Source organism: Streptomyces otsuchiensis, assembly GCF_004305975.1.
Classification (GTDB): domain Bacteria; phylum Actinomycetota; class Actinomycetes; order Streptomycetales; family Streptomycetaceae; genus Streptomyces; species Streptomyces otsuchiensis.
This window is the reverse complement of record NZ_BHZI01000548.1, coordinates 1-1,024: the sequence shown is the minus strand read 5'-3', so window position 1 is coordinate 1,024 and position 1,024 is coordinate 1. Positions and strand designations below refer to the sequence as shown.

Sequence of the window (1,024 nt, the reverse complement as noted above, 5' to 3'; positions counted from 1 at the left end):
GTGTGCGGGCACCTTCAGGGGACCGTGAAGCCGCCGCAGGGGAGGGGCTTTTCCGCCAAATATCGGGGTGGTGCGGCCTGTCGCCCGGGAACCGGGCGTTGAGCTGTCCATCATCGTGCCCAATCGGACCATGCTGGACATCGCCTCATCGGCGCGTGTACATGTGGAATGTCTCCACCGTGGCGCACATGACATGGGGGTTCGCGATGATCTTGCGAGAAGAAGACACGGCGGAAGTCGATGCTGATGAGTAGCTCATCCCTGCCGAATGTGACCGGAATCCACCCCCCGCTCACCGCGCCTGGCCACACTGCGGGGCGCACCCCGGCCGCATGGCGCGGGGCGGCGCGTGGGGCGGCCGGCGCCGCGGGGGCGATGCAGGACCGGATGGCGTCCTGGATCTCCGACCTGACCACGCTCCACGATCTCAGCGAACGGCTGCCACGCACCCGCACCGTGGACGACGCGCTGCGGGAGACGCTGCGTGCCGGGGCGTCGCTGGCGGGCGCCCGCCGGGGGCTCATCGCGCTCCGCCCGGCCGACGGTGGCGCCCACGACCGGCTGGTGGGCCTGGGCCTGGGCCCGGCCGACCTCGGCGACATCGAGACGGTGCCGCGCAGTTCCGCCTCGCACAGCCGGCTGATGGACGCCGTCGCCGGTGCCTGCCCGGCGGAGATCGCCTGTGGAGACATCCCGGCGGACCACGAACTCGATCCCCGTCACCGCGAGGTCGCGGCGCGGCTGGGCTTCGCCGCCAGTTACGCGCAGCCGCTGACCGACGCCGACGGGCTGCGGCTGGGCGCGGCGGTCTGGTTCTACGACGAGCCGGCCCACCCCGACGAGCGGCAGCGCCATCTGCTCGGCCTCTACCTGCGGCAGGCGACCCAGCACATCGGCAACCGCATCGAGCTGGACCGCGCCCGGGACACCGCCCGCGAGCTGCACCTGGGGCTGCTGGGCCGGCGGCTGCCGCGGGTGCCGGGAGCGTCGCTGGCGGTGCGCCACCAGGGGGCGGCCGGGGGCG

The 1,024-nt window shown here is 73.4% G+C and carries 1 pseudogene; it reads left to right on the top strand.

The annotated features are described in order from the left end of the window. Positions 1-387: 387 nt before the first annotated feature. Positions 388-1,024, top strand: a pseudogene (locus E0D90_RS25775) (phosphatase); the annotation flags it as partial.